Origin of the sequence: Romboutsia sp. MSSM.1001216sp_RTP31141st1_G3_RTP31141_220114 (genome assembly GCF_039031195.1) — a bacterium.
Taxonomy (GTDB): domain Bacteria; phylum Bacillota; class Clostridia; order Peptostreptococcales; family Peptostreptococcaceae; genus Romboutsia_C; species Romboutsia_C hominis.
This window is the reverse complement of sequence record NZ_JBCIUO010000041.1, coordinates 1-4,370: the sequence shown is the minus strand read 5'-3', so window position 1 is coordinate 4,370 and position 4,370 is coordinate 1. Positions and strand designations below refer to the sequence as shown.

9 protein-coding genes are annotated in these 4,370 nt (G+C 46.2%); 8 read left to right on the top strand and 1 reads right to left on the bottom strand.

Features of this window, described 5'->3' with window-relative positions:
• From ABCP60_RS15685 to ABCP60_RS15675, 3 genes are all read left to right on the top strand, one after another.
• Positions 1 to 548: relaxase/mobilization nuclease domain-containing protein (locus tag ABCP60_RS15685; RefSeq protein WP_343102161.1), on the top strand; the 548-nt coding region annotated here is incomplete at its 5' end.
• Positions 505 to 957 (top strand): mobilization protein MbpC, encoded by a 453-nt coding sequence (gene mbpC / locus ABCP60_RS15680; protein WP_004295511.1) that lies wholly within the window; start codon positions 505 to 507, stop codon positions 955 to 957. The genes ABCP60_RS15685 and mbpC, both read left to right, overlap by 44 nt.
• A gap of 19 nt (positions 958 to 976) precedes the next feature.
• Positions 977 to 1,207 (top strand): hypothetical protein, encoded by a 231-nt coding sequence (locus ABCP60_RS15675; protein WP_004295510.1) that lies wholly within the window; start codon positions 977 to 979, stop codon positions 1,205 to 1,207.
• Between the two features lie 36 nt (positions 1,208 to 1,243).
• On the opposite strand, the gene ABCP60_RS15670 is transcribed toward ABCP60_RS15675, so the two are convergent.
• Positions 1,244 to 2,269: a replication initiation protein gene (locus ABCP60_RS15670; RefSeq protein WP_004295509.1), complete on the bottom strand. Its 1,026-nt coding sequence runs from the start codon at positions 2,267 to 2,269 to the stop codon at positions 1,244 to 1,246.
• Between the two features lie 412 nt (positions 2,270 to 2,681).
• Between ABCP60_RS15670 and ABCP60_RS15665 the strand changes: the two genes are divergently transcribed.
• The 5 genes from ABCP60_RS15665 to ABCP60_RS15645 form a co-directional block, all read left to right on the top strand.
• Positions 2,682 to 2,933, top strand: coding sequence for a hypothetical protein (locus ABCP60_RS15665; RefSeq protein ID WP_004295507.1), 252 nt, complete (start codon positions 2,682 to 2,684; stop codon positions 2,931 to 2,933).
• Positions 2,930 to 3,205 (top strand): type II toxin-antitoxin system YoeB family toxin, encoded by a 276-nt coding sequence (locus tag ABCP60_RS15660; RefSeq protein WP_004327436.1) that lies wholly within the window; start codon positions 2,930 to 2,932, stop codon positions 3,203 to 3,205. The genes ABCP60_RS15665 and ABCP60_RS15660 overlap by 4 nt, the downstream gene beginning before the upstream one ends.
• Before the next feature lie 10 nt (positions 3,206 to 3,215).
• Positions 3,216 to 3,413: a hypothetical protein gene (locus tag ABCP60_RS15655; RefSeq protein ID WP_004295503.1), complete on the top strand. Its 198-nt coding sequence runs from the start codon at positions 3,216 to 3,218 to the stop codon at positions 3,411 to 3,413.
• Between the two features lie 192 nt (positions 3,414 to 3,605).
• Positions 3,606 to 3,905, top strand: a complete 300-nt coding sequence (mbpA, locus tag ABCP60_RS15650; RefSeq protein WP_004327437.1) for a mobilization protein MbpA — start codon at positions 3,606 to 3,608, stop codon at positions 3,903 to 3,905.
• Positions 3,902 to 4,370, top strand: a 469-nt coding sequence (locus ABCP60_RS15645) for a relaxase/mobilization nuclease domain-containing protein (protein WP_343102160.1), incomplete at its 3' end; no start/stop codon positions are given. The genes mbpA and ABCP60_RS15645, both read left to right, overlap by 4 nt.

Sequence of the window (4,370 nt, the reverse complement as noted above, 5' to 3'; positions counted from 1 at the left end):
GGGCAGAACTTGGCAACGACTTCATGCAGCGCATGGGACTGATGAACCACCAGTACATCATCATCAAACACAGTGGGACGGAGAGCAAGAAGAAACAGGCGCACCTGCATATACTGGCAAACCGGATATCCCTTTCCGGGGAACTCTATCGGGACAACTGGATAGGGAAACGGGCAACGGAAGCCGCCAACGCCATAGCCAAGGAACGGGACTTTGTGCAGTCGCAGGACATCGGAAAAGCCAATAAAGCGGAAATCAAGGAAGCCATGGACGGCGTATTGAAGAAGATGCAGGGCTTTGACTTTACCAAATTCAAGGAAGAACTTGGTAAGAGAGGTTTTAAAGTCCGGGAAGCCAGGGCAAGCACCGGGAAACTTAACGGCTACTATGTCACAGCCCGAAGCGGTACGGAGTATAAGGCAAGCGAGATAGGGAAAGGCTACACTCTCGCCCATATCGAGCGGACACAAAGCAAACTGAAGTGCAACTCAATGAACATATCTCATGGAAACAAACTCACACCCGGAAGCGGCAGCTTCCAACGTTAAGCAGGGACAGTACAGCCCCCGGAAAAGAAAAGATACAACGCCAAGGGTAAACCCGCAGCTTGCGGTAGAACTGGTGTATCAAGAACTAAAGCGTGTTGAAGTCTATACGAAGCGCATAGAGGACGCAACAGCCCGAAAGGTACAAATAGACGGGAAAAGCCTTGAAAGTGCCGAAAATCGCCTAAAAAACGTGTTGGCGGACTTTGAACGGCAGGGGTACAGAATGAAAAACGGCGGTTATGTGGACAAACGAATTTCGTTCTACTCAATCCTTTGTGCTGTTATCTCCCTATTGTTCGCTTGTTTCATGTGCTATCTTTGGACGGATGCAGCCAAAGACCGGGACAACTACAAGCAGTATTATGAATACTACCAAGAGCAGGCAAGGGAACAAAAGGGGAATAAATAAACATCTAACTTTACGAATTATGGGAACAACGGAACACGAAGAACCCCGGTTCTTCTTCATACTGAACAAGGGTGCGAAGTCCGGCGGCGAAATCACCCATGCCGTCCTAAACGGTAGTATCGTTTCGAAGCCGGCAGGCTGGGACGCCTTTCATGGGCTTGCACTGGCGAGAGAGAAACTAAGCAGCGAGGAAATACAACAGCAGATGAAAGAACTTGGTGTAGAAATGGAAATCGTTCCTCTGATTTGACAAGATTACCCGGAGTGTTTCAGCCGGGTAATCTTGTTACTTATCCTTGATTTTCCCTTTAAGGGCGTTTATAATCCACCCTTTCGGATTGTTCTTTTCTCGTGATTTTCCGTTTAGGAGAGCCAGTTCTCCGATAAGGTCGGTTATCTTTTCTTGTGCCGTTATGAATGTCTCTTTGTTCCGGTTTATCTCTTCCGATGTGAAGCCGCAGGAATAACGGAGGTACTCGTACACATGGCTGTCTATCTGATATCGTGCTGTAACCTTTGCTTGCAATTCTTTCCCTTCCAGTTCTTCATCTCTGAACTGTGGTTGATAGACCGGGTAGAACCTAAACCCGGTCACCTTGCTACGTTTGTTGTTTGGGTTTTCACGCACTTTCACGTAGTTGAAAGTGTATGGGCAGCTCTCATCAAGCGCAGCCTTTGCTGGTTTCAAAACTCTTTCCTCAAAATGATCTATTCTGTCTTTTCCGTTCTTGTCCTTGTATTTGTCCGCAGGTATGCCAAGACGGTCTTTCAAGTTTTCAAGGGATATATCCAAAGGGTACACCTGCCCACTCATTAACATGTAAAACCTAAGGGAATACCCAGTAGGTAGCGCAAGAGCCTTGTTTAACTCAAATTCTCTGTACCCCTTGGCGAACTTGGTAAACACATCCCAAAGGTCGTTAGACACACGAAAGGTTATAATGCCAGTGCGTTTTTTATATTTTGGGTTAGATATAAATCCGCACTTCCACCATTCCTCGTCATCTTCGTAAGTAAAAAAACGTCCTGCCAAAGAATCGAGTGCGGCTATGATTTCATTGTAATCACGTCCGGAAAAAATAACGTCAGATACATGCATTTGTGCATCAACATCCCAAAGTCCATGCTCAAACTTGCGTTTCGTGCCTGCATAATCTTTCAGTTTTACTCCCTTTAGTTCAGCTTGGCACGCTTCCAGTATGCGAAGAACTATTCTTTGTTCGTGTATGGACATGTCTTGCTGTTTTGACCATGTATATACCCATGAAACAACAACATCTTTATTCTTGGTAATAGGTAGTTTCTTTTTCATAAACGATTGATTTGCTGCAAATATACACAATCCCCACATTAAAACAAAAAAAGAGGGGTAAAACTCCCAAAGTGTGGGGACTAATTTACTTTTAAACTCCCAAAGTGTGGGGACTAAACTCCCAAAGTGTGGGGAAACACATGTTCTAATCCCTTTATTTATGGGCGTTTGCGAAGAAGTGATAGAGCATATTACAGACGATGCTTATAACAGACAAGGGGAATTTATAGAGCTAAGTGGTTGATTTACTGTCGGAAAAAGAAAAACGATAGGGAAAAAGAGCAAAGCAAAACCAACCAACGGGCGGTAGGATTGGAAACGGGTTTTTATGGCGTGTACACGTTTGTGTACAAAATGTTTGTATTTTATTGAAATATAGCTATCTTTGTGCTGAATTTAAAAGCAAACAGATATGGAAGCATTATCAGTAAGAGAATACCGTAACAACCTCGCAGCGTCTTTCACCAAAGCTGACAATGGCGAGCAGGTACTAATTCGCAGGAAAAACGAGATTTACGCTTTGGTAAAAGTTGGTCGTGAAGATTTGATGATAACCCCGGAGCTGCAAGCAAGGATTGACAAGGCAAGGGAAGAAATCAAATCCGGAAAGTGTGTTACCCTCAAAAGCAGTGAGGATATTGACGCTTATTTCGATAGTCTATGATGTACACAATTAGGGTTTCCGACGGGGTGGATAAGGTGATTGCCAAATGGAAGAAATCAAACCCCAATTTGTTCAAGAAGTATAAGAAAATCTACAAAGAATTGTTAGAGCACCCTAAGACTGGGCTTGGGCATCCCGAAGCGTTAAGGGGCGGTGGGGATATTACATGGTCTCGACACATTACCGCCCATGACCGGATAATCTATGACATTTACGAGGAAGTGGTAGAGGTCTACATCTTGGAGGTAGAGGGGCATTACAACGATAAATGATAAAACTGTTATGGTCGAATATTGTGTTTACTGGTTAGAGAACGGCGAGCCTATGCACGAGGTGTTCTCTTCTCTTGCCGCCGCCGAGATGTACTCATGTGCGATAAGAGGGAAAGAAAACATTGAATGGGTGGAGGTGTCCGAAGAAGAAACCATTGATTTGGACGAACTGGAAGACATGTTCCCGGATGACTTCTGCGGCGTGTAATCCCCTTGGGTAGAAATGGGGTAGAATTTGTTAGGCTGTGGGGGATTTTCTAACACGCCGGGGCTTTTTGCTGGGCGGTTGGCGTGGATGTATTCCCATGCGGCATGTGTATATATAGCAAGAAGTGTCCTTGTCGGACAATTCTTGCTTTTCTCGCTTTGCTCAAAAAGATTTTAAGATTACCTTTGTGGCATGGAACTAAGACGGAACGAAAAGATTACATTCCGGTGTACCGAACTTGAAAAGGACGCACTTGCGGAGCAGGCAGCCCGGTGCAGTCTAAGCGTATCGGAATACTGCCGGAGTTTGTCCCTTGGGGGGCGCCCAAGGGAGAGGTACACCGAGGAGGAACGGCAGCTTCTCCGGGACATAGCCCAGTTGAAAGGAACGCTCCAACGGCTGAACAACTACTTCGGTGGTCGCCAGTACCGGGAAGTGTTCGAGGAGAACCGGGCACTAATTACAGAGCTCAAAAAAATACTCTCACGATGATAGGGAAAGGGAAAAGCATATCACATGGTGTGGCGGCATTGGAGTACGACCTCGCCAAAGAGATAAACGGGCAGGCAGTAGCCACCGAGATAGCCCGGCATGAACTTTATGGGTGTACTGGTGCGGAAATGGTGCAGGAAATGAAACCGTATCACATTGATTTTCCGAACGTAAAAAACAACTGCCTACGTTTCGAGGTCAGCCCCTCGATAGAGGAAAGCGCCACCTTTACGGATGCGGACTGGGCGGAACTTGGTAACGACTTCATGCAGCGCATGGGGTTGGCGAACCACCAGTACATCATCATCCGGCACAGCGGTACGGAGAGCAAGAAAGAGCAAGCCCACCTGCACATACTGGCAAACCGGGTTTCCCTTTCCGGGGAACTGTACCGGGACAACTGGATAGGGAAAAAGGCAACGGAAGCCGCCAATGCCATAGCCAAGGAACGGAACTTTGTACAGT

Bases quoted from the DNA above. Each gene is read 5' to 3' on its own strand.
- mbpC (WP_004295511.1), top strand. From the start codon at position 505: ATGGAAACAAACTCACACCCGGAAGCGGCAGCTTCCAACGTTAAGCAG.
- ABCP60_RS15675 (WP_004295510.1), top strand. From the start codon at position 977: ATGGGAACAACGGAACACGAAGAACCCCGGTTCTTCTTCATACTGAAC.
- ABCP60_RS15670 (WP_004295509.1), bottom strand. From the start codon at position 2,269: ATGAAAAAGAAACTACCTATTACCAAGAATAAAGATGTTGTTGTTTCA.
- ABCP60_RS15665 (WP_004295507.1), top strand. From the start codon at position 2,682: ATGGAAGCATTATCAGTAAGAGAATACCGTAACAACCTCGCAGCGTCT.
- ABCP60_RS15660 (WP_004327436.1), top strand. From the start codon at position 2,930: ATGATGTACACAATTAGGGTTTCCGACGGGGTGGATAAGGTGATTGCC.
- ABCP60_RS15655 (WP_004295503.1), top strand. From the start codon at position 3,216: ATGGTCGAATATTGTGTTTACTGGTTAGAGAACGGCGAGCCTATGCAC.
- mbpA (WP_004327437.1), top strand. From the start codon at position 3,606: ATGGAACTAAGACGGAACGAAAAGATTACATTCCGGTGTACCGAACTT.